The organism is Granulicella aggregans (assembly GCF_025685565.1).
Lineage (GTDB): Bacteria > Acidobacteriota > Terriglobia > Terriglobales > Acidobacteriaceae > Edaphobacter > Edaphobacter aggregans_B.
In genome coordinates, this window is the sequence record NZ_JAGSYE010000001.1 from 1,999,177 (window position 1) to 2,025,465 (window position 26,289).

Here is a 26,289-nt window from a genome sequence, read left to right on the forward strand (position 1 = left end):
GATTACTCTGCTGCGAGTCTGGCGAGTGCGTGGGCGAGGACAAGTGTTCCACGTGCGATGTCCTCTGGTGAAGAGAATTCGTCGGGGCGATGGCTCACACCGCCGCGGCAGGGGATAAAGATCATCGCAATGGGAGCGATGCGGGCCATGAAGAGCGAGTCGTGATAGGCGCGGCTGACCATCTTCTTAGGTGAGATGCCAAGTTCCGCGCAGACGGCGTCGAGGGTTTCGACGATGTGCGGGGAGGATTGAGCGGGAGCGTCGGCGTTGACCAGCTCTTCTTCGAAGGTGACGCGGCGGCGGTCTGCGATTTCGGCGTAATCTGCGCGTACCGCCTGCATCACGGATTCACGACGCTCGGGATCGGTGTCGCGAATGTCGAGTTGAAGCACGACGCGGCTGGGCACGCTGTTGACCGCCCCGGGAAAGACGCTGCAGGTGCCGACCGTGGCGACGGTATCGCTGGTGCCGGATGCGGCGTTGGCGGCGAGGGCGTGGCGCTCGATGGAGAGAATAAGTTCGGAGGCGGCGCAGAGGGCGTCGCGACGATCGGGCATCAGCAGCGCCCCCGCGTGACCGCCGAAGCCGCTGATGGTGAATCGGTATCCAGCGGGCGCGGCGATGCTGGTGACGATGCCGAGGGGCAGGGCCTCGCGTTCAAGCAGCGGGCCCTGCTCGATGTGGAGCTCCAGCCAGGCGTGGTAGAAGCCTTGTTTGAGTTGAACTGACGCGAGGTCGCCTGAGAAGCCAGCGGCTTTGCGGACGTCGCTCAGAGTGCCTTGCGATTCTGCATCGAGCGTGTCGGGCATGGAGTCCGCGCGCTGGGGGTCTAGCGTGCCTGAGAGCAGACGGCTGCCCAGGCAGCCGATGCCGAAGCGGGTTGGCTCTTCTGAGGTGAGGAGAAGCAACTCGATGCTGCGGCGGAAGCGTTGGCCGCTGCGCTTCAGCGCCCGCATCGCTTCGAGGCCGCCAAGGACGCCGACTGTTCCGTCGTACATGCCAGCGTGCGGGATCGCGTCGATGTGCGATCCGGTGCCGACGGCGGGAAGATCGGGATCAGTTCCATGCCAGCGAATGAACGTGTTGCCAACGGCGTCCTCGCGGACGGAGAAACCCTCTGCGGCGGCGAGTTCCTTGAGCCAGGCGCGGGCACGCAGGTCGTCTTCTGTGAATACGATCCGAGTAACGGCGGTGCCAACGGGGCTGCGTTCGGCATGCGTAAAGCGGGCCAGTTCCGCAAGCTCTGCGCTGAGGCGCGCTCCGTCTATTTCAATCTTCATAGAGCACCTCAGCCGATGGGATGGCGATTCCAGTCTTTGTAGATCAGATACTTTGCGGGCTGTTTGCCCAGCGCTCCGAACCACTGCGGGCAGAACGGTGCCATCCAGATAAAATCGCCCGCTGTAACCGGGTACCAGTTGTCGCCAAGCCGATAGATGCCGCCGCCTTCGAGCATGAGCAAGCCGTGCTCCATGACGTGAATTTCGACCAGCGCGAGCGCCGCGCCGGGCTGGTAGGTCATGGTATTCACAGCGAAGTCGAAGCTGGTATTGTCAGGGAGAAGAACACGTACCTGAAGGTCCTCGTCTCCCATCAACGCGACCGAGGCGACGTTGTCTTCGTGGCCCACGAGCAGAGCCGAAGGGGCTGTCCCTTCGAGCGGCTCGTAGGGCTTTTCGATTACTGCGAGGACGGTCTTCTGCTGTGCTGTCAGCGTATGTGCAAGCCCGGGTGGAATGTAGGCGAACGATCCAGCGGTGAGCGTCTTGAAGCTGGTGTCGGTCGTGAGATCTGCAACTCCGGAGGTTACATATAGAAACCGTTGTAGCGATGTCGCGCCAAGCGTGCCCTGCGACTCGAGTTCTGCCGTGTATTGCGTGAACGCTGCGCCAGCGGCGGGAGCGACGTGGACGATTGCAGCGGCGTTGGTCATGCCCGGGAGCACGGTGCGAATGAATGTGTCCGGCGTCTGCAGGATGTGGTCGCGCTTCATGCTGCTGCGTGTGTGGCCAAGGTTATGCATGGGCCTCCGTGGCAGGTTGAGGTATCGCTTGGGTTACGTGGTTGGCCTTCAGAAGCTCGACAAAGACGAGAGACGTTGCAAGCGCGGCTTCAACATCCTCGGGTAGGACGCTTTCGTCAGGATGATGGCTGAGTCCGCCGGGGCTGCGGAGGAAGAGCATCGAGATAGGTACGCGTTCCGCGACGATGCGGGCATCGTGTCCAGCGCCGCTAGGCATGATGCGTGCGGGGGAACCCGCGGCTTCGGCTGCTTCGAGCAGCAGCTTCGAAAGCGCAAAGTCGGTGGGAACCGCGTCTTCATGCGATGAAGCGAGCACGCTGAGCTGAACGCCACGGACTTCGCCGGAGTTTGTTGCTGCCGCCAAGAGCGCATTCGCTGCCTTGCGTCGAATCTCATCGTCAGCGTGGCGGACATCAAGCGTAGCCAGCACTTCGCCGGCGATGACGTTGCCAGCTCCGGGTCGCGTCTGCACCTTGCCAACCGTCGCTGCAAGGCCGAGTATGGCCTTCGCGTGGCGCTCTACTTCGCAGATCCACTCTGCGGCGGCGGCCATGGCGTCGTGGCGCAGATGCATCGGAGTTGTTCCGGCGTGATTGGCCTGACCGCTGAAACGAAGCTGCATGCGCGTCTGGCCGACGATCGCGGAGACGACGCCGAGTTGCAGGTCTTCGCTCTCGAGTAGCGGACCCTGCTCGATGTGGACCTCAAGATAGGCGAATGCCTCGCTACTTACGACTGCCGCCGGAAACCGTGCAGGATCGAGCCCAAAGTCGCGAATGGCCGTCTCGACGCTGATGCCTTGTGCATCTTTGCGCTGCAGCGCTTCACCATTGAGTGAGCCTGCCAAGGCCATGCTGCCGAGATAAGGCTTGCCAAAGCGAACGCCCTCTTCTTCAGAGAAGCCGACGATCTCAATCGCGAAAGGAAGATGTTCTCCGCGCAGCTCTTCGATGAGCGCAACACCAAGGACGACGCCGAGGATGCCATCGAAGGCACCGGCGTTCGGGACGGTATCGAGGTGCGACCCCATGATGAGACGATCTACACTCTCGGTACTGGGGCCATCGTTGCCGGGATAGACGCCGCGCAGGTTGCCGACGGCGTCGATCCATACCGACATACCCGCGGCCTCCATCCAGCCGCGCAGCAGCGTATGCACCTTGTGCATCGAGGGCGCCAGGAAGGTGCGCGTCGTCTCGCCGGGAACTTCGGTGCAGGCGGCGATCTCGCGGCACCGGGCGATGATCTTTTCAGCGCGTTGTGTGGCGAGAAGCGGCATCAGTCTCTCTTATGCGGTCCGCTTGACCGTTGCCTGGATGAAGCCTGAAGGTTCATCGGTAGGTACGAAGATCTCGTTCGGATTCGCCTGACCAAAGCGCTCAAGATCGATCAGGATGTTGTGCTTGTTGGGCATGGTCAGCTCGATCTCGCTGACGCTGGGTGCGGCTTCGAGTGCGCTCCCTGCCATCGCGTAGAGAGTCTGTTGCACGGAGAGACTGATGTGGGCGGCGAAGGTCTTCAGCATGGCTTCGCGCAGCTTCGTCCGCTCGGCGTTGAAGTTGAGATCGTCCGAGGTATAGGTCCAGCTTGCGGAGAGCGAGGTCGCGAAGAGTCGGTCCGTCGTCTCTTTCAAGGTCGTCAGCGACTCTTTGATATAGCCGGTAAAGGCGGAGTTCGCTGTCTTCATGATGACCAGATCCGCGAGGCCCGATGTAATCGCGAAGTCGCCGCCCTGTGCGCGTTCGACGGTGGTTGTCTGCTTCTCGTCGCTGCCGCGCATGAAGCTGTCGGGATGCGGTTTGCCGTCAACGGTGAGTCGCTTCCAGAGGACGGACTCGATGTGAACCTCGGCCGAAGATACCTGCGGATTGCGGCCCAGCAGGAAGTCGACAAGCTCCTTGGCGTAATCTTCCATCGAAGTCGCTTTCGAGCGGCCGGCGACGTAGTAGACGGTATTCTTCATCGTATCGGTGGCGAGAATCTTGCTGTTATCGCCTTCGGTGTGCGCGGTCTTGAAGTCGCCCCTGAGGAGCACACGGACGTTCCACTCGTACATGTCACTGATCTGATTTGGGCCGTGCGCGTGGCGCGTCACCTTCACCAGTCGGACGCGGGTCTTGCCGTAGCGATTCTCCGCAAGCTGAAACTTCGAACTCATCGTGAAGGTTCCTTTCTTGTCCGGTGTGCTTCTGGGTTCTGTCTCTTAGAATATCGGCTAACTGCCGCGATAGGTGGAGTAGCCGTTGGCCGTCAGCAGTAAGGGAATGTGAAAGTGCTGTTCCGCGTCGCGAACCTCGAAGACGATCTCCACGAAGGGGTAGAGACCCTGGAGCCTTTGGGCCTCGTAGTAGATAGCCGTCTCAAAGCGCGCGCGGTAGAGACCTGCTATGAGCGGCTCGCCTGCGGGCAGGAGGTACCTCGCGCGGCCATCGGCGTCGGTCGTTGCGCTGTTCAAGAGCACCCATTCGGCTGATTGCCAGAGGGCAAGCGATACAGGGACATCCGCGGCGGGACGGCCCAGCGCAGTGTCGAGAATGTGCGTCGAGATGCCCATCTACTTCTCCTCCAGCCAGCGCTGCAGGCGAAGCTGCGTGATCTGGCGCTGCTGTTCCGCGGCTTCATGCAACTCGGTGACGGCATCGTTCTTCATGCGGGCTTCAAGGATGGCAAGGATCTCGCCTGCGGATCTTCCACTCGCGCAGACGATGAAGATTCGGCCAAACTTTTCTTCGTACAGCTTGTTGCCTTCGGCCAGCGCGAGCTTGGCGGCATCGTCGGCGCTCATGGCGGTGCCTTGCTCGGTCGCGGACCATGTCAACGACGTCTCGGTGGCGGCTTTTGCCTTCTGTTGCCCGATGCGGGGATGGCTGTCGAAGGCCTCCTGCCACGCAGCTTCGGGAAGGCTAACCCAGACGGCATCAGACGTGATGAGCAGGTGATCTTCGTCCGCGATGGGGCGGCGGGCTGTGAGTTCAGCCGCCCACGCGCGCGAGCCGCAGCAAGGAAGTATCTCCTCGGCGGCAAGGGTCGGGTCGATCGAGTTCCAGCGAGCAAGAACAGGATTCATGGGAGATGTCAGGATAACGCGAGTTCGCGGCCTTGGGGTGTGTCGGTTATCACGCCAGCGTGAAAAACGATTTCGCCGCGCAGGTAGGTCGCATGGACCCTGCCGCGAAGTTCCTCCCCGAGATAGGGCGAGACAGGATGGCGATAGTGAAGCGTGTCCGTAGTCACAGTGAACGTTGCGTCGGGATCAAAGACAGTGAAGTTGGCGTCGCGACCGGCGAGGATTGCTCCTACCTGGCCGCCGATGCCTGCGAGCGCTGCCGGGGCGGAGCTCATCCACCGGGCTAGATCGTCAAGCGAAAAGTTGCGTTTGCGACACTCCGTCCAAATGACCGGAAGAGCGACAGAGAGGCTGGCAATGCCGCCCCAGGCGAGATCGAAGCGGCCTTCGTCTTCGGGGTTCTGCACGGCGGGGCGCTTCATCTCCGGAGGACAAGGGGAGTGGTCGGTGACGATCATGTCGATGATGCCGTCGCGCAGGGCTTGCCACAGTTGATCGCAATTGGCACGGCTGCGAATGGGCGGAGCGCACTTGAAGAGGGTCGCACCGTCAGGAATTTCTTCCGCCGTGAAGTGAAGGTAGTGCGGGCAGCTCTCGACTGTGATCGGCAGCCCCTCGGCGCGCGCGGCTGCGAGATCATCGAGTGCTTGCCCTGTTGCGAGATGCACGATGTGCAGGCGGAATTTGTACTGGCGGCAGAGACGGATCATCAGGCGGATCGCTTCCACCTCCGCGTCGTCGGGACGCGATGCAAGGTAGGTCGCATACTTCCGCCAGTCGGCGTTGGCGCTTCGTAGTGCGGCAGTTGCTGAGTCGATTGGACCGGCTAGCTCGGCATGGACCAACAGAGGCAGGCCAGATTCGGCGATGGCTGGGAGCGAGGCCTCGAGCTGCTGCTGGTCGATCATGGTGAAGCCGTCGCAGCCGGGGTAGATGAGGAAGCACTTGTAGCCGGGCACTCCCGCGCTGGCGAGCGGAAGGATGTGCTGCTGGTTGTCGGCGACGGCACCGCCCCAGCTCATCCAGTCAACAAAGGTCTGGCCCTTGGCTGCGGCGCGCTTTACTTCGAGCGCGGCGACGGTCGTTGTTTCAGGTAGACAGTTCAACGGCATGTCGATCAGCGTCGTATAGCCTCCGGCAGCGGCGGCGCGGGTAGCCGTGTAGAAGCCCTCCCACTCTGTCCGGCCGGGTTCGTTGATGTGGACGTGGGTGTCGACCAGGCCGGGCAGAATGGCCATGTCGCCGAAGTCCTGCGTCTGTTCAAGCGGAGTCGCAAGCCCGGCGAGATCGTCTTTCGGGCAGATTGCAACGATCTTTCCCGCTTCGACCACGATCGCTGCGGGCACGGTGCCTCTGGGCGTGACTACCCGATTCGAAAGATATGCGTGTGCCATAATTTCAGTATCTCGCAGCTTGTTTTAAACACGCGCGTTTATGCGAGGAAGGGGATTGCACGATGCAGCCGAACCCGGTTTTTATGCAGAAAGCGATTGATCTGGCGACCGAAAACGTAACCAGCGGCGCAGGCGGCCCGTTTGGAGCTGTAGTCGTTCGCAATGGCGAGATCATCGCGACGGGCGTGAATTGCGTGACCGCGAACAATGATCCGACGGCACACGCTGAGGTCATGGCCGTCCGTGCGGCGTGCGAGAAGCTTGGTACTTTCCAGTTGACCGGGTGCGAGGTGTACACCAGTTGCGAGCCTTGCCCGATGTGCCTGGCTGCTATCTATTGGTCGCGTTGCTCGGCTATTTACTTTGGCAACACAGCACTTGACGCGGCGGATGTCGGCTTCGACGATTCGTTTCTGTATCACGAGGTGGTGAAGCCGCACAGCCAGCGCAGCATCCCTACCTCGCGGATGATGCCCGAAGAGGCCATCGTGACATTTAATACCTGGCGAGACCAGACGGAAAGAGTCGACTATTAGCATGACCACGAAGCAGACGAAGAAGTCAGCAGCCGCTAGTTCCGTGAAGGCTGTATCAAAGAAGATCCCTACCGCTTCGAACGTGAAGGTCGCCTTACTGGGGTTTGGCACCGTCGGAAGCTCGGTTGCGAAGGTGCTAGCGGCGCAGAAGTTTCCTGGCATCGAGCTGACCTATGTCTACAACCGCAACGTCGAGCGCAAGCGGACGTCCGAGGCGGCGAAGTTTGTGCCGAAGTCGACGGTCTGGACGGAGGACGTCAATGTTGTTCTCAACTCCAACGTCGATGTCGTGATCGAGTTGATGGGCGGCCTGATTCCTGCCGAAGGCTGGCTGCGCAAGGCGATGGCATCGGGCAAGTCGGTGGTCACGGCGAATAAGCAGTTGATCGCCTACAAGGGCGCGGCGCTGGCAAAGCTGGCAGCGGCGAATGGCGTACAGCTTATCTATGGCGCGGCGGTTGCGGGCGGAGTGCCGGTCATCCCCGGGATCGCGCAGGGACTTGGCGGCGACCAGATCAAACGCATCAGCGGCATCGTGAACGGGACGTGCAACTACATCCTTACCCGCATGGAGACTGGTGCCGACTACGCTACGGTTCTCGCGGATGCGCAGGCGTTGGGCTATGCGGAGAGCGACCCTTCGGCCGACGTCGACGGCTACGACGCGCGGGCGAAGCTCTGTATCCTGTCGCGCATTGCAATGCACGCCGAGCTGAATCCAGATGACGTGACGACGCAGAGCATCGCCGATGTCGATGCCATCGACTTCGCCTACGCGAAGGAGTTGAACTGCACCATCCGGCAGGTATCGAGCGCTCGATTTGCGGGCAGCCAGATCCAGGCGCGGGTTGCGCCGATGCTGGTGCCTCTGGCCTCGCCGATGGCGTGGTCGCACGGAACGCAGAATATGGTCGTCGCCAGCGGGCGGTTTGGCGGGGATGTTGTCTTCTCCGGCCATGGCGCGGGCGGTGAGCCTACCGCCGTCGCTGTCGTCTCGGACCTTCTAGCGGTCGCGCAGGGTTCGCATGCGGTGCAACTGCCGGTGCGCAAGCGGAACGTTACCGGCGAATTCATGGCCTCGCAATATGTGCGGGTGGTGGTGGATGACAAGCCGGGCATCGTCTCAGCGATCTCGGGTGCTTTGGCGAAGGTGGGCGCGAACATCGATTCCATCCTGCAACGACCGGGATATCCAAAGCATCGCTTGCCGTTTGTGGTCACGACCGAGCCGTGCCTGACCTCCACAATTCACAAGGCGTTGGCTTCCATCGCGAAGATGGATTGTATGCTGGAGACTCCGCTCTGCATGCAGATAGTCGACATCGAAGACAAGGGCTAGTCTCCTCAAACGCAGTCACCCGAGAAAAGGATTGATCAATGAAGCGCGACCTCAGAGTGCTGCTGCTGGCAGCGATCTTCACCGCTTCGTGCGCGGCGCAGGAGATCACCCCAGTCATTCGGGTGGACAATCCGCTCAACACAGCGGAGCAGCAGGCGAAGCACTACGTCATTCTTGTCTCGCTCGATGGGTTTCGCTACGACTATCCCGCAAAGTATGGTGCGCCGCACCTTCAGAGCATGGCTGTCGATGGCGCAAGCGCTCCGCAGGGCATGCTGCCCTCATATCCTTCTCTCACTTTTCCAAATCACCTCACCTTGGTGACAGGACTTTATCCAGAACATCACGGGATCGTCGCGAACAGCTTCTACGATCCGGCGCGGACACCTGAGCAAGGTCAGACCTACGTCTACAAGTCGAAGACGAATAGCGACGGAAGCTGGTACTCGGGCATACCGCTGTGGTCGCTTGCAGAGCAGCAGGGCATGCGCGCTGCGTGTCTCTTCTGGCCCGGTTCCGAGGCCGAGATCGCAGGCAAGCGGCCGTCGTTCTACGAGAAGTTCGACGACAAGCTGGACGATGCGAAGCGGGTCGATCAGGTGATTGCGTGGCTGGGCCTTCCGCCGGAGCAGCGGCCGCACTTCATCACAATGTACTTCTCGAACGTGGACCACGCCGGGCACACCTACGGCCCGGACTCGGAAGAGGTGCGCGCGGCGGTGCATCATGTGGATGACGTGATCGGTGCTCTACAGGCGAAGCTTGCGACGTTGAAGCTGCCGGTAGACCTGATCGTCGTCGCAGACCACGGCATGGTTGCGGTTCAGGGCGAGCCGATCGACCTGTCGAGTTTTGCCGATCTTTCGGACGCGCACACTGAAGGCTCGCTGATCTACGCGAAGGATGAAGCTGTCGCCGAGAAGATCTACGAGCAGTTCAAGGCTCATCCCGATACGCGATTCAGCGTCTATCGCCGGGCAAATCTTCCGAAGGACCTACATTACGACAGCAATCCGCGCGAAGGCGATCCGGTCGTGGTCGCGAACGGCCCTTACGAGTTGCGCACCAAGCCGCAAGCGCCAAACTGGGTGAACAGCAAGGGCGAGCACGGGTACGATCCGCTGAAGATGCCGGAGATGAAGGCCATCTTCTTCGCGGAGGGGCCGGACATCAAGCCGGGCGCGAAGGTCAACACCTTTCGCAATGTGGCGGTTTATCCCTTTCTCGCAAGGATTCTCGGGTTGACTCCGCCAGAGACAGATGGGCAACTGGACACGCTGAAGCCAGCGCTCAAGACTCTCAAATAGGGCTAAGGTTTTGGCTGTAGTCCCTTCACTATTGCGAGCAGATCTTCGCCCACGGTGCGTGTCTTAGCGATGGCGTCTTCGAGCGGGATGTCGGAGATGGTGGTGCCTTTGAGTACGACTAGGCGGCCAAACTTGCCGGCGTGGACGAGGTCGATTGCGGCGATACCGTAACGCGTCGCCAGCATACGGTCATAGGCGGTGGGCGTGCCGCCACGCTGGGTGTGGCCGAGGTTTACGCTGCGCGTCTCGTAGCCGGTGCGCTTTTCGATCTCCTCAGCCAGCGCCTGGCCGATGCCGCTCAGCCGCGCGTGGCCGAAGGAGTCGAGTTTGGTGCCGACGGAGCTCTGGCCGGCTTGTTCGGACAGCTTGGCACCTTCCGCGACGACGACGAGGGCGAAGCGTTTGCCGCTCTCCCAGCGTGCTTTCAGCAGCCGGACGACCTCGTCCATGTCGATAGGAACTTCCGGAACCAGGGTCACGTCCGCGCCGCCGGCGATGCCTGTGGTGATGGCGATCCAACCGGCGTCGCGGCCCATGACTTCCACGACCTGCACGCGGCTGTGGGCCTCTGTCGTTGAGTGCAGGCGGTCAACGGCCTCGGTCGCGATGGTCACGGCGGTGTCGAAGCCGAAGCAGACGTCGGTGCCGCTCAGGTCGTTGTCGATGGTCTTCGGCACGCCGACGCAGTGGACGCCGCGCTTCGCCAGTTCCACCGAGATCGACTGCGTATCGTCGCCGCCGAGGGCGATCAGGGCGTCGAGGTTGTGGCCCTGGATCACTGAAAGACACTTCTCGAAGCCGCCTTCGATCTTCTTCACGTTGGTGCGCGAGGACCGAAGAATCGTCCCGCCGCGATGCAGGATGCCGCTGGTGGTGGTCAGGTCGAGAGGCATGGTGCGGTCGTCCAGAACGCCGCGCCATCCTTCCATAAAGCCGATGAACTCGTCCCCGTAGTGCTGGATACCCTTGCGTACGACCGCCCGAATGACTGCGTTAAGCCCAGGGCAGTCGCCGCCGCCCGTCAACATCCCAATCCGCATCGCTGGTCTCCTTTTACAACGGGAGAATGATACCCCTGATTGCGAATCGCGGAGACGGGGCAACATTATCGCTACCGCTTTTTGTAGAGAATTCCTTCGTCTTCGTCCGGATCGCCGATGACATACCAAAAACGATAGGGAGCGGAACGTCCAAGCACTGTCATCACACCAGAATTTTCGAGAGGACAAGATGGAATGTCGCCCTTTTCGACTGGAGCTGCCTGAATGCTCATATCGAGTGTGACGTCCATATTCGAGTCATAGAGAGCCCATGTCCCTGTGCCTCTGTAGTTGCAATCAAGTGGTTTTCCGAAAGCATCGAACGCGGGCAGGTCGAATACTTCCAGCTTGTGGTCTGGATAGAGCGTAAAGCCGGAGTGATCTGACACAAAGATTCCACGCTTTTCGAGGTCCTCGCTCGTTACGCCGGACAATTGATAGTGGCCCGAAATGACTTCGATTGGGGGAATAGTTCTGGTTGTATTCCAGATGTTGATTGGCCCGACGAAGATAGATAGTAGACGCGTACCCATCATCATCGCGATGAAAAGGATAGGGAGGCAGATGATTCCAACTGGAACGAGCAGAAGTGAGTGCCAGCCCTTGTTGAGCCGCATAGTTTGTCCTGTGCTCCCTTAGTATCAGAGTAATTGACAGTGAGGCGACCGGATTTGATCGTTTGCTATCAGTGTCAGCTTCGCGGCGTCTTTTACCCTGATGCCGACTATTTGCATATCTAGCATTTTGGGCCAGCGAGTAAAGTGAAAGCAGGAGTTAGGATGAGTCGGGTTCGGAGTGGAGTCTACGCGGTCGTTTTTACGTTGTTGCTTGGTTCGATCGCCGCTCGTTCGCAGACCGTGATCCCGCAACCTGAGAGCTCCCAGACGCAGCGGCGCATACACCTCATCCTGAAGGATGGCAGCTACCAAGTTGTGACGAGTTACAGCGTTGTCGGCAACGTCGTGAAGTACGTCAGTGCGGAGCGCGGCGGCGAGCACGAAGAGATTCCTGTTGAACTGGTCGATCTCGACGCGACGCGGCGGTGGGAGAAGGCGCACACCCCGGTCGCTGAGGGTGGCGATAGGGGCCGTGCTCCGGTGCTCGACCCCGAGTTGTTGAAGGAGGAGCAGGAGCGGCGGTCGCTGACGCCCATGATCGAACCTGACCTTCGCCTGCCGGAGGACGACAGCGTCCTCGCGCTCGATGAGTTTCAGGGGAAGCCAGAACTCGTGCCGCTCACGCAGTCTGAGGGTGACCTGAACCATGTCACCGGTCACAGCGTGCTGAAGAAGGCGCTGAATCCGAGGGCTGCCGCGCATCAGGTGCTGACGCTCAAGGGCGAGAAGTCGTTCGTGCAGTTGCACGTGGATACGCCGGCGATCTACCTACGCATCGGCGAGGCCTCGGCACCATCGACGGGTGGTGCCCCTCTCACGGTGGATACGCATGGCGCTTCGAGCGTCAAAAGTGACAGCGACGTGCGTCCGGACAACAGCCAGTATGTTGTCGTGCGGACCGATGTCCGCGTGGATGCCCGGGTAGTAGCGAGCTTCAGTCTTGAAGCTCTCGATTCGGGGAAGCATATTGACGATGTCGTCGAGATGAACCAGGAGACGCTGACCGGCGGCCACTGGATGAAACTCTCACCCAAGCGCCCACTGGAGTTTGGCGAATATGTGCTGATGGAGGTGATCTCGGAGAAAGAGATCAATCTCGGCGTTTGGGACTTCGGTGTTCATCCACAAGCCCCGGAGAACCGCGACGTCATCAAGCCTGAGCCAAAGCGCAGAATCGACCTGGAGCGCCGCAGGCCTATCTCCGACCAGCAGTAGATGGAACTAGCGCGCCGAAGCTACCGTGGTCTGCGCGGCGATGAACTCACGCGCATGCATCATCTCGGGTGCAGCCGGATCGGCGTCCTTCCAGGCTTCGGAGAACTTCTGATATTCGGCTGTAGCCTTGGCGTTGTCGTGAGCGGCCTCGCTGCTGCGTGCCATGCCGTAGAGGCTGAATCCGGAGTTGGGGCGTTCTGCCAAAGCTGCGACGTAGGCCTGATGTGCTCCCGCCGGATCTCCCGCAGTAAGCAGGGCAAATCCCTCAGTCTCGCCTACCGGGCGGATGTAGGTAGGCGGCTCACGATAGCCTAGCGCCTTCTCCTCGTGCGCGGCCTGCTCAAAGATCACCTTGGCGGCAGGAAGTTGCTTCTGCGCCGCAAGGATCGAAGCGCGCAGCTCCAGCGACATGATGGAGAGGCTGGCCAGCATGGGTGCGGGCAACGCATCGGGCATCACGACTGCCATTACGGGTGACATCGGATCGTCCTTGTCGATCTTCTTCGGAGCATCTTTCACCTTCTGCGTCAGATGAAATAGCTCGGCGTCGAGCGCCGTCGAAGCCGTCTGCGCGGCTGCAAGATTGCCCGTATTTACGGCCTGCATCCCGGTGGCGAATTGCGTCAGTTGTCCGGCAAGGAAGGTGAGATTCTCGAGCTTCGCGTCCGGCTTGTTTGCTGCGGTAAGCTTGATCACCTCGCTCCAATCACCGGTGCGAAGAGCGACGGGAAGGAGCGGATCGATGCGGGAGATGCCGTCGCGCGGCGACTGGATGTAGAGTGTCTCGCGGAACTGTCCGCGGGCACCGGTCAGTTTGGCGGAGAGCATCGTTGCCTGTGCGAGCTTACCCTCTTCCATCAGGTTGGCGACGCTGTACATCAGGTTGTGCACGTAGTTCCAGTCATCGTCGACGGCGATATGTTGTTCGCGCATGTAGCTCTCGTCGGCAGTGGTGGAGGCGGCGAACCAGCGCTCGGCGTGGGCGTAGTCGCCTACGCGGTAGTAGATGTGGCCGGGCATGTGGACCATGTGTCCGGAGGTGGGTGCGAGGCTGGCCAGCAGAGCGGCGCTGGCCAGCGCCTGCTCGGGATGATTGCCCGGCTCGAGAGCGTGAATCCAGTAATGGTTTGCGGCGGAGTCGTTGGGCGTCTTCTTCAGTACCTCTGTCAGAATCGCGATGCTCTCCTTAGTTCCCTTCTTCGGTTCGCCCGCGTCGTCGTAGCCGTTTTGGAGGCTGATTGCGAGATAGATATTCGCCTGGGTGTCGTTCGGGTACTTTTTCACCAGTTCGCGGAAGATCGAGGTCTCTTTCTCGTCCATGGCCGGGGAACCATTCCCTGCACCCGATGCCTTGCGGGCCTCGCTGGCGGCCACGGCGGCGTCGATGTAGAGCTTGCCCATCTCATTGGCCTTGTCGCGAAGCCGAACCGCGTTGTCGAGCGCTGTACCGGAGTAGGCCGTCGCTCCGCTATGCCGGAAGATCAGCGCCTGGTGCAGCCCCCAGTAGCACATGGCGCAGTTGGGATCGACGCGGACTGACTGTTCAAAGGCGCGAGCGGACTCGTACTCCCAGAAGTCGTGCAGCAGGTTCAGTCCCTGGTCGAACCACATCTGGCCTTCTGGTGTGGAGTTGATCGCGATGTGGCTGTTTCCAATGCCTGTCATCTTGACCGGGACGGGAAGCTTCTCCGGCGGAGGAATCTCCTTCATCGTCATAGCTGCGCCATGCGAGGACATATCCATCTGTGCGGAGCAGGGCGATAACGGAGCGACTGCGGCGATTGTGAAGGCGAGAAGTGCTGCAGCTTTCATGCAGCCATCTTAGCCGGTCTCAGCCAGTTTTAGGACGATTGATGACGCGCGGGCCGGTCTGCGGCGGAGTCATTACTAGGCCACGTCCGGCGACGGCGACGTTGTTGCGCGAGGTGGCTTTGACCTCGTACATCATCTTGTCGGCGGAGCGAAGGATTGCGTGGACCGAGTTGCCATCTTCGGGGAATGTCGCAAGGCCGAAGCTGCCTGAGACGCCCAGAGAAAGGCCGCGGCTATCGAGGAAGCGAGCCTCGCGCAAGCGCTGGCAGATCTCCATCGTCGTGGCCATCGCGGCATCCTTGCCAACGCCGGGAAGAAGGATGACGAATTCATCTCCTCCGTAGCGATAAGCGGAGTTCTCCGGACCAGCCGCTCGTTTCAATAGATTGCCGACTTCCGCCAGCAGGGCGCTTCCAACCTGGTGGCCGTGCGTGTCGTTCACATTCTTGAAGCGATCGAGATCGACGAAGAGCAGGCTGAACTGCGTCTTCTGCACATTGCCCGCCAGTTGCACCTGTTGGTCGAGAGTCACGTAGAGGTGACGCGCGTTGAAGAGTCCCGTGCAGTCGTCGGTGATCGTGAGTTCCTGGATCAGATTCATCGAACGCGAATTTTGAATGGCGATGGCCGCGTAGTCGCAGAGGATTCGCAGGAAGGAGAGCGAGAACTCGCTCATCAGGTCAAGCTTGCTGTTCAAAAGTTGGATGACGCCGAGCGTCTTGTTGTTTGCGCGGACCGGAAGACAAGCGATTGACTGAATGTTCAGCTCCGGATGGTTTCGCGAAAAGACCGACCAGTGTGGGTCGAGAGCGACATCGGGAACGACCAGGGTATTGCCCGTCGCAGCAACCCATCCTGCGACGCCTTCGCCCAGCGGAACGCGCAATCCCTTCAGGGTTTGTTCGTTCTCGCCGACAGCGATGGCGTAGTAGAGTTCGGTGGTCGCTTCGTCTACCATCATCAGCGACCAGCGCTCCGGCCCGAAGAACGAAGCCATCTTGTTCATGATGGTGTGAAGGATCTCTTCGAGCTCAAGGCTTGAGGTAAGCGCGCGCGCTACATCATGGAACACCCTCAGGTGGTCCATCTGCGCACTATCGATCGCCTCGTAGTGCTGCTTCTTGCCGCCTAGAAATCCTCGCATGTACACCTCAGCTTACACCGATGACACAATTGCGGAAGTCAGATCTGCCTGGAGCCAAAGGGGAATTTACACGGAACTATTGTCGTGCTAGTGACATTGAAGAGATTCTGTAGTGAATCGCCGATCTTAGCCGCCGATGTGCACCATGTTGCGGGCAGGCTTCAGGAAACCTGCTTCGCCGATGTGGTGCCTTGCTTCCTTGCGAAAGACTACGTGTCGGATATACGCAGCTAGTTCCGAATCGGATCTGCCCTCGCGAGATTTTTTGTAGAGATCGTGATCGACCTGGGAGAAGAGGCAGGTCCGGATCTTCGAGTCCGAGGTGAGCCGAATGCGGCTGCAGTGCCCGCAGAAGGGCCGTGAGACCGGGGCGATGATGCCAATTTCTCCTACACCGTCATCGAAGGTAAACCGCCGCGCTGTCTCACTTGCGGCGTTCGGTTCGAGATCGACCAGCGGCCGCCACGCGTTCAGTCGGGCGACGATCTCGTCCATGGTAACGACCGTCTCCGGCTTCCAACTCCGATCTTCTTCAAGCGGCATCCACTCGATAAATCGGACGATGACGCCTTCAGCGCGGCTGAACTCCGCGAAGCGCTCAATCTGGTCTTCGTTGAAGCCGCGAAGGAGGACGCAGTTCACCTTCACCGGGCCAAGGCCCGCATCGCGAGCCGCGCGAATTCCAGCGAGCACTCGCTCAAAGCTGCGTGGAACCCGTGTGATGCGGGTAAAGGTCTCCGAGTCGACCGCATCCATACTCACCGTAATTCTGCTCAGGCCCGCGGCCTTCAGCGGCGCGGCCATCGCTTCCAACAGGTGGCCGTTGGTCGTAAGCGCAATATCCAGCAGTTGATCTGCTTCTCCGGACTCCAGCGAGGGATATGTTGTCCTCATCTGGGCGAGTTCGGCAACCATATCCACCAGACCGGCGCGCAGCAATGGCTCGCCGCCGGTGATGCGTACCTTTTCAACGCCAAGTGACACAAAGATGCGGATCATGCGCAGGTAGTGCTCAATTGGCAGCTCGGTGAAGTTGATACCCTCTTCGCCTGTCCTGCAATAGACGCACTTGTAGTTACAGCGGTCTGTCACTGAGATGCGAAGATCGGTGATCGCTCGACCGTGGCTGTCCGTCAGTCTCCCCTCTGCCGACGGGGCAGCGAGATCTCCCGCCATCATCGAGATGGGAGATGCGATCGAGATGAGCGTTGAGCTGGCCATTAGTATTAGATGCCGGGTTGTGGCGATGGATACAGCCGGACGATACAGCTCTATCTTGCCTGAAAGATACGCCGATGTGGGAATTCCGGTCGTGGGCCGCACGCGGCAACCTCTTATGGGATGCGTGATGGCCGGTCCGCACTGCTATCATTCGGCCTACCATGCCCGTCTTGCGTCTCGCCCAGCTGCTCACCCTGGCGATCTTCGGTGCGGACTTCCTGACGATGCTTGCGATGAACTGTCTGCGACTCCGGCCCTCCGCAACACCCTGGATATTCTTCCCTGCGACGGCGCTGTTTTTTACTCTTTGCCGAAGTTGTTGCTCGGTCGAACTTCAGCCTAGGCTCTCCCCGGCCTATGTCCGTCGACTCATCTGCGCCGCCATCGCCTTCGGAGGCCTATGCGCCGCAGTCCGATGGGCGTACGTCGCGGAGCCTTTTCGTCACCAAATTAGCGCGGCCGTCGGGGACGACCTGTGGCACATCCAGGAGCTGAACTCGCTGGTCAACTCACCCCGCTATCCTGCCGGATCCAGCTTTGTCCCCGCAAACTACCTCTCGTTCTACTACGCGTCGTGGATGCCTGCAGTAGCTCTCTACTTCGCCCTGCCGTTTCACTTCTTCACGCTCTCGACGGCGTTGTTTGCGGTGAACGCCCTCTACGATCTTCTCCTGCCGCTCACGCTGCTTGGCATCGCTCTGCCCCTGGCGAAGTCTCGCCGCCAGATGAACTGGGCGATTTATCTGGTGGCCTTGTGGTCCGGTGTACAGAGTCTCTACAGCGTGCAGCAGCCCTTCCACGATGACTCCTGGCCCCTGCGCGACCTCTTCGGTCTGAACCTCCAGTTCTCCAACTTCGCGACGCTCATGATCTGGGTCATCCATCACCTCTGCTCGGCGGTGGCGCTGCTGCTGGCGGACTCGATCTGGCGGGGAGGCAGGGAGTTCCGAAGGGTGGCCTTTTGCTCGGTACTGCTCGCGTTCAGCGTCAACAGCAGTGCCTTCGTGGTGCTTGGTGCTGCTCCGCTGCTGCTCTTTCTGCTGATTCGGGAGTCGCGCAGGGAGATGTGGCCTGCCGTTGCTTGCCTTGGACTGGCTGGCGCGCTCGCTGCTCCGCTACTTTGGATATACCTGCGAAAGCCCGAGGGCATCGGCTTCCAAATGCCGCTTCACCATGGCCACTGGATGCACCTGCCCAACTGGCTGGCGCTACCAGCAATCGACTGGCGCCACGGATTTGCTTCAGGACTCGCCCTGTTCCTGATCTTGCTCATCGTCCAGTTCTTCTTTGTGCCCTGGTTCATCGCTCGAGGATGGGGTGTTTTGACTCGCAGCGATCGTGCGCTGTCGGCGATCTCAGTCGCCTACCTGTTATCGACTTACTGTGTCGGATTCACCGGCGCAAACAACTATTGCATGCGCGGAGCCATCGTTCCCACAATCGTGCTTTGCTGGATCGCCAGCGCTCACCTGCCGCATCCGGGCAGCATCGCCGGCATCTTCCTAATCGCGGGAAGCATCGGAACCTGGCAGACGCTGGAGTATCAGCTGGTGCGTTCGGCGGCGCTCTACCTCAAGCCTCCGCCGTATCTCGCCGATTCAAGCGCGTTGCTGACTCTCAACCAGGATCGCTCTCGGACCACAATTGACCTGGCCACCGTGCCCGGCGTGCGCTGCTATCCAGCCGAGCTTCCGTACTACGTGCAGAAGATGCCGCTCGAACCCTGGCCGGTGGTGACGCAACCGGACAAAGAGCTGCAAACGCTGGGTCCGGCGGGGCCGTGGTCGTGGCAACGCCGTTGACGTTGCCCGTCCCTAACCCTTCGCTGCGAGAACAGCTTTGGTCAGTGCCGGAACGATCTCAAACAGGTCGCCCACAACTCCGAAGTCCGCAACTTCGAAGATCGGCGCGTTTTCATCTTTGTTGATCGCGATCACCGCTTTCGAGCCCTTCATGCCGACCAGGTGCTGGATCGCTCCCGAGATGCCCACTGCCAGATAGAGCTTTGGCGCAACCGTCTGGCCGGAGCTGCCTACCTGCCGTTCCATGGGGAGCCAGCCGTTGTCGCAGATGGGTCTGGAGGCCGCCAGCTCTGCGCCAAGCGCCGCTGCAAGCTCTTCGATGATGGGGATGTTCTCGGCCTCGCCGATGCCGCGGCCGACAGAGACGATGACCGGCGCAGCGGTCAGGTCGACGGTGCTGGCGGACTCGCGGAAGCGTTCACCGGGCTTGTTGCGGATCTGTGACGCCTCGATCGCTGGTGTCATTGCCTTGATCGGCGCTGTGCCTTCAGCGACACTATCCGCGCGGAAGGTTCCCGCCTGGATGGAGACAAAGGTCGGTGCGTCAGCCGTCTGCCGGTAGTCCGCGTTCAACTTGCCCTGCAGCAGTTGGCGCACGAAGACGGGCGAGCTGCCACCCTCCGCTTTGATCGCCACCACGTCCGAGATAAGCACCCTGCGAAAGCGTGTCGCTAGCGCTGGGGCGAAGTCGCGCACCTGGTAGGTGTGGGGAAAGACGACGTATGCTGGCGATTCCTGGCGGACGAGTTGCTCCAGCGCAATCACGTAGCCGTCGGACGTGTACTCGCCTAGAAGTTCATGCTCAACGTCGATGACTGTATCCAGCTTCTTTGTGGCAAGTTCGGAGCCGAGCGCAGCGACGCTCTTGCCGATCACAGCCGCCGAGCAAGGGATGCCCAGACTCTCTGCAAGCTGCTGGCCCGCGGCAAGCGCCTCAAAGCTCATCCGGTTCCATGTGCCTTCGTGCTGTTCGAGAACGACCAGAACTCCGCTCATATCACCCTCACTTCAAACTTCAGTTTCTCGACAAGCTGCGCGGCAATCTGATCCGGCGTTCCGGTGATCATCGTGGTTTGCTTCTGTTTTTCGGGCAGGTAGATGCGGGCCAGCTCCAGCGCTGTTGAGGTCACCGCATCAGCGGCAACGGTGCTGGTCTCTTTTGTCTTCGCCTTCTTGATGCCCATCAACGTCGCATAGCGCAGCTTGTTGCCGCCGGACTGGATCGTCAGCAACGCGGGCAGTGGCATGTCGACGTGTTGGAACCAACCGTCTTCTAATTCGCGCTTCACACGCAGACCGGTGTCCGTCTTTTCCACCTGCATGATGATCGTCGCGTGGGGGATGCCCAGAAGCTCTGCCAGCACAACGCCAGTCTGCCCAAGGCCTAGATCATCGGATTGCAGGCCGGTGAGAATCAGGTCAGGGGACTCCGCCTTCACGGCGGCTGCCAGCAACTCGGCGATGCCCAGCGTGTCGCGCTCGGCAAGGTCGTCTGCCTCGATGTGAATCGCCCGGTCAGCACCCTTGGCCAGAGCGTCGCGGAGTGTGCTGGTGACGCGTTCTGGGCCAGCACAGAGCGCGACGACCTCGCCGCCATTCTTCTCCTTCAACTGCAGCGCCTCTTCGAGCGCGTAGGCATCCGGCTCGTTGATGGTGTAGGCGAGATCGTCTTCGTCGATCCACTTGCCGTCAGCGGCAATGTGGATCTGCGCGTCGCGCTCGGGAACCTGCTTGATGGCTACGAGAATCTTCATTGCGTGATGCGCTCCGGGGCCGATTAGAAATGAATACTCATTCAGTGGGAGAGTTTAGCGCAGCCGAGCAGTCTTTGGCGAGGCCTGGATGTTTACTAATTCGGCAAAATTGGTGGCAGGTTACGAGCAGTCAGTTGCGCGATGTCCAAGAGTTGCGGCGGGGCCTTCCCATCCGGGGTAACGGCGGTTAGAGCATCCCGGAACATCGTGTTGCAGAATGGGCAGGCGGTGCCTACCCTCTGAGCCCCCGTGTCGGCTAATTCCTTTGCGCGGACGTGGCTGACCCGCTCGCCGTGCTCTTCGCCCAGGAAGGCGAGACCGCCGCCGGCACCGCAGCAGAAGCTGCGTTCGTGGCTGCGTGGAGCTTCAACAAGTGCGCCGGCTAATTCGACGATCTCGCGCGGCTGCTCGTAGACGTCTCGATAACGGCCGAGGTAGCAGGGGTCGTGATAGACGATGTCACCACCGTCGGACTGTTTCGGCAGGCGATCTTTGTGACGCGCCATGAACTCGGAGTGGTGCTCAATCTCCGGCGCAATGCCGTACTCCCGCCAATCATTTGATATTGTCCGGACGCAGTGCGGGCAGATGGCAACGATCTTCTGGACCTTGGCCGTTTCAAGAGCTTTCAGTCCGTGTTCCGCCAGCGTTTGGAAGACGAGGTCGTTGCCTAAGCGGCGTGCTGGATCGCCCGTGCATTTTTCTTTCTTCAACACGCCGAAGGTGGTTCCAAGGAAGTCCATGACGCGTGCGAAGTCGGCGATGATCTCGCGACCCTTGGGGTCGTATCCACCCATGCAGCCGAGCCACAGGCAGTACTCCTGCGTGCCGTCGAAGATGGGAATGCCCTGTTTCGCGATGAACTTATCGCGTTCGCTGGCGCTCAGACCGAGCGCATTGCCATTCTTCTCAAGCGCGAGGAAGAGCTTCGTTCCGTAGGTATCTTCCCACGCCCCGGTGTTGGTGGCCCCACGGCGGAGGCCTACGATGATTGGCAGATGCTGGATTCCGACGGGACACTGGAACTCGCAACTGCCGCAGGTGGTGCATTGGAAGGCAGCTTCCATCGAAAGATGGCTGCCGCTGGCCCCGTTAGCTGCAGTCTCGACCAGCAGCAGCGAATCAGACGCCGCGCCAAACTCGTTGAGGTATCCCCGCATTCCAAGGATGATCTCCTTCGGATTGAGTACCTTGCCGGTAGTGGCAGCAGGGCAGTGCTCGGTACAGCGGCCGCATTCAACACAGCTATAGGCCTGCAGCGCGATCAACTGAGTTACGTCTTTGCCGGCAACCAGGCCGAAGTCCTCATCTCCAGCGAGCGGTGGGATCTTCGAAAATCCATCGCGTTTGAGGAATACCGTCAGTGGACTGAGGACAAGGTGCAGGTGCTTGGTGTGCGGGATCAAGGGAAGAAAGACCAGCAGCGCCAGCGTGTGAGTCCACCATAGAGCTTTGATGGCAGGAGAGCCTTCAGCCGCGAAGAACGCACCAAGATAGGTCACCATCAGCAGAAAGATGAGAAAGGAGATGAAGCCGGACTCGTAAGAGAGTTTCTTGCCGAGCCAGATAGGACGGATGAAGAACCGGCGCACGAAGAGGGAAGTGATCGAGACGGCGACCAGCACCGCCCAGACGGCGGCAAAGTCGAAGTAGAACTTCCCGACGAGGCTCTCAGGCGGCAGGAAGCCCAGCCGCAGACCCGCGGCGAAGTGGTTCAGGCTGACCAGCGCGAACGCCAGAAAACCCCAGAAGACGAAGGCATGCGCGATGCCGGGAGCGGGCCGCTGCTCGATGACCTTAGCCTGGCAAAGGACCTCCCAGAAGAACTCCCACATTCGACGGCCGAGGGGGTGAAGGCTGAAGTCCTGATCTTTCTTTGCCTGCAGAATCGTCCGCAGGATGGGCCCGAAGCGCCAGAAAAAGAGTCCGCCTGAAAGCAGGATGCAGGCAGCAAAAAGGCCCATCTCCAGGACGGAGAAATGGGCCGGTTCTGCGAAGACAGGTATGAAAAAGGTGCCCGGCAACGCAGCCAGACAAGACGAAGCGGAGTGTACAGCCACCATCTGAACCCATCCCGCCGGGCGGCACCTGTACTGGCGCACCGCTCGCAATCACAACGACTGTAGCAGGAGGCTTTGAATTCTTCAGCGGCCAGCGAAAGAAAGCCTAATAGCTGATGAACTCGGTGCTCCCACGGCGTAGACGAAGTCCGGTAAGGCCGAAGAACGTCGCCAGAATCAGCGTGGTCGCGTTCCAGTAAGCGACAGGATGAGCCCAGCCCGGAGAGTAGGTAAGATCCTGACCCGTCCAAAGTGTCAGCAGCGTCGACACGATGAGGCACTGGAAGCAAATAACCAGGAAGAGCTGGCCACGACGGCGGCGCTTGTCCAGGTGTTCGACTTCGTCCGGGGTAAGGTTCCGTTCCTTCGGGCTCAGCAGCATGTTCGCCATCGGTCTTGTTCTCTCCTGCGTCGGTTCAGTACAGACCCATTAAATCACAGCTTGCTCATCTTGTTGATCTAACGGCTGCCGGTGCATTCGATTTGGGAGTTCCGTCTACGCAGCGAAGCATAAATGAATACTCATTCATCCGTAAAGCTGGAATCGATGAAGCCCTGCTCTACTCGTCCAGCGAGCGCCAGGCTTCGCCTACCCAGTGCTTTACCAGACGCAGGCCGGTTCTTTTCTCGTTGTCGACCGGCTGCTTTGCCCCATCGATCTCCAAGCCATTGCCACCCGGCCCGGGCCCCGGTGAATGCGCCAGGTAATCCTGGGCTGGCAAGCCGCCGTGTCGCGCCAAGATGGAGGTCAGCTGCGCCTCGTCGACACCATTCTTACGGACGAGCCAGCACTCCTGGTCGCCCTCCCATCCCGGTTCATGTTTCCAACTCCTGTAGCGGGTATTGCCTGCCGGCAGCAGCCAAAGCTGGTAGTTCGCCAGGTCCGCGCCCGCAAGCACATTCCGCGTCATGTGCTTCCATGTCCGGGTAGTGTAAGGGACATCCCAATCCGCGTGGCGGAAGCAGTCAATATCTCCGCCTGTGTAGACCAGGATCAGGTCCGGCTTGATCTGCTCCACGTCCGAGGGCTTGAAGAGCCGCTTTGCATAATCTGCCGTATTCAACCCCCAGGGGTCGTACACGGCCCAGTGCGAGTAGTACGTGACCAGCCCCGCTTCGCTCAGGATCAGCTTGCCGGGCGGCAGGTTCGCCATCTCCTGCGCGATCGCGCGCCGGTTGTCGTACTGCAGAACGTATGCGTACTTGCCTTCAGTGAACCAGATGCGTGCGATCAGCATCACCCACAGGAGCACGCTTAGACGCAGCAGCGTCGGTGCCTTCGGGCGCAGTTCCGTCCAGTTCATCGCGATCAGCAGTGCCGTCCCGATCGGTAGATAGATAAAGAACCGGTGGCCGACGTTCTGGTCGAGCCGCATGGCGAGGTAAAACAGGTTCGGCAGCACCACGATGCACAACAGGACAGCCCGGTTCCGTGCGTCAGCTAGACGCCCGCGCATTGCATACACCAGCACCACCAGCGAGAAGAGGCCAAGCAGCTTCCATTGCTTCAGCGAGGTCTCGACGAACAGATGCCAGATGCGCGGCGCACTTGCCTTCACCAGGAAGGGCAGCGGCAGCATCTGGCCGAAGTAATGCCAGCGCCAGACGAAGTAGCAGAGCCCCGGCACGACGAACAACGCCGTGTAAAGCGCCAGCCGCCTCAAACGAGCCGGATAGATCACCAGGCCGGCAATCAGCAAGGGAACGACAAATACCACCCCGTCCGGACGGAAGAGGCAAAGCACCAGGCCGGCGAGCGCCATCGCTGCATCGTTTCGTTGAAGAAAGAAGTACACGAACGCAATCAGCAGATAAGCGAACGGGAGGCTTGAAAATCCCCCGATAGCCGCCACGATCTGCGGCATCAGGGCGATGGTGCCCACGACAAAAAACAGGGAGAGCAACTTTGGCTTGCGCCCCGCGATCCGGATCAGGAGGTCTGCCAGTAGCAGAATCGAGGCGACGTTCAGCACCGCGACCAGCCACATCGGATCGATGTGAAGCTTCATGCCCAGCGAGATCAGCACCATCCAGGCGAAGTCGGTCGCGCCTTCAGCGCGCGGACCCATCGGAATGAAGGTGATGGCTCCATGGACGGCCAGGTTCCGGCTGAACTGGAAGAGGATCGCCGCATCTTCGGCCGGAAGGAACAGCTTCGGAGTCAGCAGCAGAAGCAGCGATGCCATCGCACCATACACTGCGATGGCCCAGACCAGTACCTTATCGAAAAGCGTCCATCCGGGAATCCGAGTTGGGTTCGGCCCTCGGTTCGGCTCAACTGAATTCAAATTGGCAGGGGAGTCCGACAGCAGCATGGGTGGTTGGCCTTTCCGGCTTCTTGCACATTGCAAACGCTGAGCTAATTGTTATTTGAATTAGGCTTCGGTGCGTCGATTATAGCAACGCGCTCCAAGCGTCCGACCGCAGGCGCAGAGACTCGACGTACTCCTCGGTAACCCGGCCAACAGGCTCGGCCTCAAGTCATCTGCGAAAGTTTTGGAAGGTCATGTAGCCCCGCCGCTGCTGACCTTCTTCGCCATCGGGCTGCCGGAGGGATCGATGGATCCTCTCCGGCAGCCCCGACTTTGTGCTCTAGAGGAACGCCACCGACTGAACGCTGGTCACATCGAACCGCTTGCGGCAGCGAATGTTCTTGCAGCCGAGCATGTCGTCGCGACGGACCATGTAGCTTTGGGCCTTGGCGAAGCGAGCACGGTCGCGGTCGTCGGCGCCGCGCGGTAACTGGGCCTTCTTGCGGCGAACCAGCCAACTCACCTCGTACTCTCCCGGCTGGCCGCAGTGCGGACAGGTCATCGTGTGGGTGCGGTTCTCGGGCCGTTCATCAAAAAAATCACGTTCTTCCATGCCTGATCTCCCCTGGGGTTACAGGCGCAACGGTGCAATTGCGCCTCCAGTATCTTAGGCCTTGTGCGGGCCAGAGTGAAGTAGGGGATAATGACCGAGGCTCTGGAAAGAAAGTGCGATGAAGAAGGCAAAAAAGAGGGTGTTCTCGATTGTGAAGGCGGTGAAGGAGAACGCGCGGGACCGCGTAGGCACGCCGCCGCCCGAGCGCGTGATTCCTGATCCGAAGCAGAAGCTCGCGGCGAAACCAAAGCATAAAGAGACGCTGGCCGACCTGCTGGAGAAGCGGGACGGCGACGTCTAACCCACCTGCGGCTATTGCCGCTTGAACTCTTGAACGGGGGATTATGTACAGGATCGGACTTACGGCAGTCGCGATTGCGGCGATGACGTTTGCGGCACAATCGCAGACGATTCAGGTGAACAAGGACAATCGGACGATCGCGATTACGACGACGGACGAGGCGCAGGCCGTTGCGGATCGGGCGGTAGTTTCAGTGGGCTACACCGTCTACGGGGCCGATCAGGATTCGACTTATGCCGAGGCTTCGAAGAGTTCGAACGCGATCATGAAGGCGCTGAAAGATGCTGGAGTCAAGCCGGAGCAGATTGAGAGCACAGAGCAGAACCTCTCGGGCATCGGCGATGAGGACAAGCCGCGATACAGCAAGGGGATTCGATTCGTGGCTTCTCAGGGATGGACGGTTACGGTGCCAGCGGATGCGGCTGCGGATACGCTGCATGTCGCGGTCACCGCTGGAGCGAATAACAGCGGGAACATCAACTGGCAGCTTGCGGATGACTCGAAGCTCGAGAGCGAGGCGGCGGAGAAGGCGCTGATTCACGCGAAGCAAATTGCGGAACGGATGACCAAAGGGTTGGGCGTAACGCTGGGGCCGCTCGTGTATGCGAGCAACCAAACACCCCCGAGGCCCGGGATCTTTGGAGTGCTGAATACCGATTCGGCGAGTATGAGCAGGGTGCTCAATAAAAATCTCAAGCCGCTGGCGATTCGACCGGAGAAGATATCGAAGTCGGCGACCGTCTATGCGGTGTTTTCGCTTCAGTAGCCTGCTGCACCTCCGGGCTTCCCGCG

Annotated in this window: 25 protein-coding genes; 7 read left to right on the forward strand and 18 right to left on the reverse strand. The window is 60.2% G+C overall.

What is annotated here, in order from left to right; genetic code table 11:
* Positions 1-2: 2 nt before the first annotated feature.
* Genes OHL18_RS07880 through allB form a run of 7 tightly spaced genes read right to left on the reverse strand, consistent with a single transcriptional unit; the run spans position 3 to position 6,484 of the window.
* Positions 3-1,280, reverse strand: a complete 1,278-nt coding sequence (locus OHL18_RS07880) for a M20 family metallo-hydrolase (RefSeq protein WP_263374264.1) — start codon at positions 1,278-1,280, stop codon at positions 3-5.
* A gap of 8 nt (positions 1,281-1,288) precedes the next feature.
* Complete coding sequence (gene allE / locus OHL18_RS07885) at positions 1,289-2,023, reverse strand: (S)-ureidoglycine aminohydrolase (protein WP_263374265.1); 735 nt, start codon at positions 2,021-2,023, stop codon at positions 1,289-1,291.
* Complete coding sequence (locus OHL18_RS07890; protein WP_263374266.1) at positions 2,016-3,302, reverse strand: allantoate amidohydrolase; 1,287 nt, start codon at positions 3,300-3,302, stop codon at positions 2,016-2,018. Before OHL18_RS07890 ends, allE begins: the two co-directional genes overlap by 8 nt.
* Before the next feature lie 9 nt (positions 3,303-3,311).
* Positions 3,312-4,181, reverse strand: coding sequence for a factor-independent urate hydroxylase (gene pucL / locus OHL18_RS07895; protein WP_263374267.1), 870 nt, complete (start codon positions 4,179-4,181; stop codon positions 3,312-3,314).
* Between the two features lie 57 nt (positions 4,182-4,238).
* Positions 4,239-4,577: a hydroxyisourate hydrolase gene (uraH, locus tag OHL18_RS07900; RefSeq protein ID WP_263374268.1), complete on the reverse strand. Its 339-nt coding sequence runs from the start codon at positions 4,575-4,577 to the stop codon at positions 4,239-4,241.
* Positions 4,578-5,090, reverse strand: a complete 513-nt coding sequence (gene uraD / locus OHL18_RS07905) for a 2-oxo-4-hydroxy-4-carboxy-5-ureidoimidazoline decarboxylase (protein ID WP_263374269.1) — start codon at positions 5,088-5,090, stop codon at positions 4,578-4,580.
* Between the two features lie 8 nt (positions 5,091-5,098).
* Positions 5,099-6,484: an allantoinase AllB gene (gene allB / locus OHL18_RS07910; RefSeq protein WP_263374270.1), complete on the reverse strand. Its 1,386-nt coding sequence runs from the start codon at positions 6,482-6,484 to the stop codon at positions 5,099-5,101.
* A gap of 62 nt (positions 6,485-6,546) precedes the next feature.
* Here allB and OHL18_RS07915 point away from each other — a divergent pair, with 62 nt between their 5' ends.
* The 3 genes from OHL18_RS07915 to OHL18_RS07925 are packed head-to-tail and all read left to right on the forward strand — an operon-like array spanning position 6,547 to position 9,666.
* Complete coding sequence (locus tag OHL18_RS07915; RefSeq protein WP_263374271.1) at positions 6,547-7,020, forward strand: nucleoside deaminase; 474 nt, start codon at positions 6,547-6,549, stop codon at positions 7,018-7,020.
* A 1-nt stretch (position 7,021) separates the two neighbouring features.
* Entirely contained in the window at positions 7,022-8,359 is a 1,338-nt protein-coding gene (locus tag OHL18_RS07920) for a homoserine dehydrogenase (RefSeq protein WP_263374272.1), read from the forward strand.
* A gap of 38 nt (positions 8,360-8,397) precedes the next feature.
* Entirely contained in the window at positions 8,398-9,666 is a 1,269-nt protein-coding gene (locus tag OHL18_RS07925; RefSeq protein WP_263374273.1) for an alkaline phosphatase family protein, read from the forward strand.
* A gap of 2 nt (positions 9,667-9,668) precedes the next feature.
* Here OHL18_RS07925 and OHL18_RS07930 read toward each other — a convergent pair whose 3' ends face one another.
* Both OHL18_RS07930 and OHL18_RS07935 read right to left on the reverse strand, forming a co-directional pair.
* A complete protein-coding gene (locus OHL18_RS07930) occupies positions 9,669-10,706 on the reverse strand; it encodes a 6-phosphofructokinase (RefSeq protein WP_263374274.1) in 1,038 nt (345 codons plus the stop codon).
* Positions 10,707-10,777: 71 nt separating this feature from the next.
* Positions 10,778-11,323, reverse strand: coding sequence for a hypothetical protein (locus OHL18_RS07935; RefSeq protein ID WP_263374275.1), 546 nt, complete (start codon positions 11,321-11,323; stop codon positions 10,778-10,780).
* A gap of 162 nt (positions 11,324-11,485) precedes the next feature.
* On the opposite strand from OHL18_RS07935, the gene OHL18_RS07940 reads away from it, so the two are divergent.
* On the forward strand, positions 11,486-12,538 hold the full coding sequence (locus OHL18_RS07940; RefSeq protein WP_263374276.1) for a hypothetical protein: 1,053 nt from the start codon (positions 11,486-11,488) through the stop codon (positions 12,536-12,538).
* A gap of 6 nt (positions 12,539-12,544) precedes the next feature.
* Here OHL18_RS07940 and OHL18_RS07945 read toward each other — a convergent pair whose 3' ends face one another.
* The 3 genes from OHL18_RS07945 to moaA form a co-directional block, all read right to left on the reverse strand.
* The gene (locus OHL18_RS07945) at positions 12,545-14,350 is read right to left on the reverse strand and encodes a tetratricopeptide repeat protein (RefSeq protein ID WP_263374277.1); all 1,806 of its coding nucleotides are present in this window, start codon (positions 14,348-14,350) and stop codon (positions 12,545-12,547) included.
* Between the two features lie 19 nt (positions 14,351-14,369).
* Complete coding sequence (locus OHL18_RS07950; protein WP_246408794.1) at positions 14,370-15,494, reverse strand: sensor domain-containing diguanylate cyclase; 1,125 nt, start codon at positions 15,492-15,494, stop codon at positions 14,370-14,372.
* A 126-nt stretch (positions 15,495-15,620) separates the two neighbouring features.
* Positions 15,621-16,673, reverse strand: coding sequence for a GTP 3',8-cyclase MoaA (gene moaA, locus OHL18_RS07955; protein ID WP_263374613.1), 1,053 nt, complete (start codon positions 16,671-16,673; stop codon positions 15,621-15,623).
* 203 nt (positions 16,674-16,876) lie between these two features.
* On the opposite strand from moaA, the gene OHL18_RS07960 reads away from it, so the two are divergent.
* On the forward strand, positions 16,877-18,517 hold the full coding sequence (locus OHL18_RS07960; RefSeq protein ID WP_263374278.1) for a hypothetical protein: 1,641 nt from the start codon (positions 16,877-16,879) through the stop codon (positions 18,515-18,517).
* A 12-nt stretch (positions 18,518-18,529) separates the two neighbouring features.
* On the opposite strand, the gene OHL18_RS07965 is transcribed toward OHL18_RS07960, so the two are convergent.
* The 6 genes from OHL18_RS07965 to OHL18_RS07990 form a co-directional block, all read right to left on the reverse strand.
* Positions 18,530-19,513 (reverse strand): electron transfer flavoprotein subunit alpha/FixB family protein, encoded by a 984-nt coding sequence (locus tag OHL18_RS07965; RefSeq protein ID WP_263374279.1) that lies wholly within the window; start codon positions 19,511-19,513, stop codon positions 18,530-18,532.
* Positions 19,510-20,271 carry an electron transfer flavoprotein subunit beta/FixA family protein gene (locus OHL18_RS07970; protein ID WP_263374280.1) on the reverse strand — a complete coding sequence of 254 codons (762 nt, stop codon included), beginning with the start codon at positions 20,269-20,271 and terminating at the stop codon, positions 19,510-19,512. Before OHL18_RS07970 ends, OHL18_RS07965 begins: the two co-directional genes overlap by 4 nt.
* Positions 20,272-20,366: 95 nt before the next feature.
* On the reverse strand, positions 20,367-22,334 hold the full coding sequence (locus OHL18_RS07975) for a (Fe-S)-binding protein (RefSeq protein ID WP_263374281.1): 1,968 nt from the start codon (positions 22,332-22,334) through the stop codon (positions 20,367-20,369).
* A 103-nt stretch (positions 22,335-22,437) separates the two neighbouring features.
* Positions 22,438-22,722, reverse strand: a complete 285-nt coding sequence (locus OHL18_RS07980; protein WP_263374282.1) for a hypothetical protein — start codon at positions 22,720-22,722, stop codon at positions 22,438-22,440.
* Between the two features lie 169 nt (positions 22,723-22,891).
* Entirely contained in the window at positions 22,892-24,517 is a 1,626-nt protein-coding gene (locus OHL18_RS07985) for a hypothetical protein (RefSeq protein ID WP_263374283.1), read from the reverse strand.
* A 406-nt stretch (positions 24,518-24,923) separates the two neighbouring features.
* Positions 24,924-25,196: a hypothetical protein gene (locus OHL18_RS07990; protein WP_263374284.1), complete on the reverse strand. Its 273-nt coding sequence runs from the start codon at positions 25,194-25,196 to the stop codon at positions 24,924-24,926.
* A gap of 118 nt (positions 25,197-25,314) precedes the next feature.
* Here OHL18_RS07990 and OHL18_RS07995 point away from each other — a divergent pair, with 118 nt between their 5' ends.
* Both OHL18_RS07995 and OHL18_RS08000 read left to right on the forward strand, forming a co-directional pair.
* Positions 25,315-25,497, forward strand: a complete 183-nt coding sequence (locus OHL18_RS07995; RefSeq protein WP_263374285.1) for a hypothetical protein — start codon at positions 25,315-25,317, stop codon at positions 25,495-25,497.
* A gap of 43 nt (positions 25,498-25,540) precedes the next feature.
* Positions 25,541-26,263, forward strand: a complete 723-nt coding sequence (locus tag OHL18_RS08000) for an SIMPL domain-containing protein (protein WP_263374286.1) — start codon at positions 25,541-25,543, stop codon at positions 26,261-26,263.
* Positions 26,264-26,289: the final 26 nt, after the last annotated feature.

Coding starts and splice junctions, on each gene's coding strand:
- OHL18_RS07880 (WP_263374264.1), bottom strand. CDS start 1,280: ATGAAGATTGAAATAGACGGAGCGCGCCTCAGCGCAGAGCTTGCGGAA.
- allE (WP_263374265.1), bottom strand. CDS start 2,023: ATGCATAACCTTGGCCACACACGCAGCAGCATGAAGCGCGACCACATC.
- OHL18_RS07890 (WP_263374266.1), bottom strand. CDS start 3,302: ATGCCGCTTCTCGCCACACAACGCGCTGAAAAGATCATCGCCCGGTGC.
- pucL (WP_263374267.1), bottom strand. CDS start 4,181: ATGAGTTCGAAGTTTCAGCTTGCGGAGAATCGCTACGGCAAGACCCGC.
- uraH (WP_263374268.1), bottom strand. CDS start 4,577: ATGGGCATCTCGACGCACATTCTCGACACTGCGCTGGGCCGTCCCGCC.
- uraD (WP_263374269.1), bottom strand. CDS start 5,090: ATGAATCCTGTTCTTGCTCGCTGGAACTCGATCGACCCGACCCTTGCC.
- allB (WP_263374270.1), bottom strand. CDS start 6,484: ATGGCACACGCATATCTTTCGAATCGGGTAGTCACGCCCAGAGGCACC.
- OHL18_RS07915 (WP_263374271.1), top strand. CDS start 6,547: ATGCAGCCGAACCCGGTTTTTATGCAGAAAGCGATTGATCTGGCGACC.
- OHL18_RS07920 (WP_263374272.1), top strand. CDS start 7,022: ATGACCACGAAGCAGACGAAGAAGTCAGCAGCCGCTAGTTCCGTGAAG.
- OHL18_RS07925 (WP_263374273.1), top strand. CDS start 8,398: ATGAAGCGCGACCTCAGAGTGCTGCTGCTGGCAGCGATCTTCACCGCT.
- OHL18_RS07930 (WP_263374274.1), bottom strand. CDS start 10,706: ATGCGGATTGGGATGTTGACGGGCGGCGGCGACTGCCCTGGGCTTAAC.
- OHL18_RS07935 (WP_263374275.1), bottom strand. CDS start 11,323: ATGCGGCTCAACAAGGGCTGGCACTCACTTCTGCTCGTTCCAGTTGGA.
- OHL18_RS07940 (WP_263374276.1), top strand. CDS start 11,486: ATGAGTCGGGTTCGGAGTGGAGTCTACGCGGTCGTTTTTACGTTGTTG.
- OHL18_RS07945 (WP_263374277.1), bottom strand. CDS start 14,350: ATGAAAGCTGCAGCACTTCTCGCCTTCACAATCGCCGCAGTCGCTCCG.
- OHL18_RS07950 (WP_246408794.1), bottom strand. CDS start 15,494: ATGCGAGGATTTCTAGGCGGCAAGAAGCAGCACTACGAGGCGATCGAT.
- moaA (WP_263374613.1), bottom strand. CDS start 16,673: ATGATGGCGGGAGATCTCGCTGCCCCGTCGGCAGAGGGGAGACTGACG.
- OHL18_RS07960 (WP_263374278.1), top strand. CDS start 16,877: ATGCCCGTCTTGCGTCTCGCCCAGCTGCTCACCCTGGCGATCTTCGGT.
- OHL18_RS07965 (WP_263374279.1), bottom strand. CDS start 19,513: ATGAGCGGAGTTCTGGTCGTTCTCGAACAGCACGAAGGCACATGGAAC.
- OHL18_RS07970 (WP_263374280.1), bottom strand. CDS start 20,271: ATGAAGATTCTCGTAGCCATCAAGCAGGTTCCCGAGCGCGACGCGCAG.
- OHL18_RS07975 (WP_263374281.1), bottom strand. CDS start 22,334: ATGGTGGCTGTACACTCCGCTTCGTCTTGTCTGGCTGCGTTGCCGGGC.
- OHL18_RS07980 (WP_263374282.1), bottom strand. CDS start 22,722: ATGGCGAACATGCTGCTGAGCCCGAAGGAACGGAACCTTACCCCGGAC.
- OHL18_RS07985 (WP_263374283.1), bottom strand. CDS start 24,517: ATGGCATCGCTGCTTCTGCTGCTGACTCCGAAGCTGTTCCTTCCGGCC.
- OHL18_RS07990 (WP_263374284.1), bottom strand. CDS start 25,196: ATGGAAGAACGTGATTTTTTTGATGAACGGCCCGAGAACCGCACCCAC.
- OHL18_RS07995 (WP_263374285.1), top strand. CDS start 25,315: ATGAAGAAGGCAAAAAAGAGGGTGTTCTCGATTGTGAAGGCGGTGAAG.
- OHL18_RS08000 (WP_263374286.1), top strand. CDS start 25,541: ATGTACAGGATCGGACTTACGGCAGTCGCGATTGCGGCGATGACGTTT.